The organism is Pseudoalteromonas sp. 19-MNA-CIBAN-0066, assembly GCF_040308705.1.
Classification (GTDB): Bacteria; Pseudomonadota; Gammaproteobacteria; order Enterobacterales; family Alteromonadaceae; genus Pseudoalteromonas; species Pseudoalteromonas nigrifaciens.
The window spans coordinates 1-277 of sequence record NZ_JBEONZ010000187.1; the positions used below are offsets into that span (position 1 = coordinate 1).

The window sequence follows — 277 nt, forward strand, 5'->3', positions numbered from 1 at the left end:
TAGTTTTAGCAATGCCACGTTGACCACAAATAGCAGCCGCTTTAATTGTACGAGGTTCATTCCCTTCTGGTAATACTACGGTTTTATCTGCTTTACGTGCTTTATCGGTTAATAAATAACGAAATGCAGGTGGTGATAACTTACGCGTTTTGCCTACACTTTGAGCTAGAGTATCGAGCCAGCTTGAATTGATATGTTCTGCGTTGTGATCTTTTACTTTTTCAATGCGTTGGTCATCATCATTTGGTACTTCCATATTAAAGTTATGCAGTAATAG

1 protein-coding gene is annotated in these 277 nt (G+C 38.3%); it reads right to left on the reverse strand.

Going from position 1 to position 277, the window contains the following annotated elements; all coding sequences use genetic code 11:
* A partial coding sequence (locus AAEZ18_RS18745; RefSeq protein ID WP_352255907.1) for a phosphate acyltransferase occupies nucleotides 1-277 on the reverse strand: 277 nt, incomplete at both ends.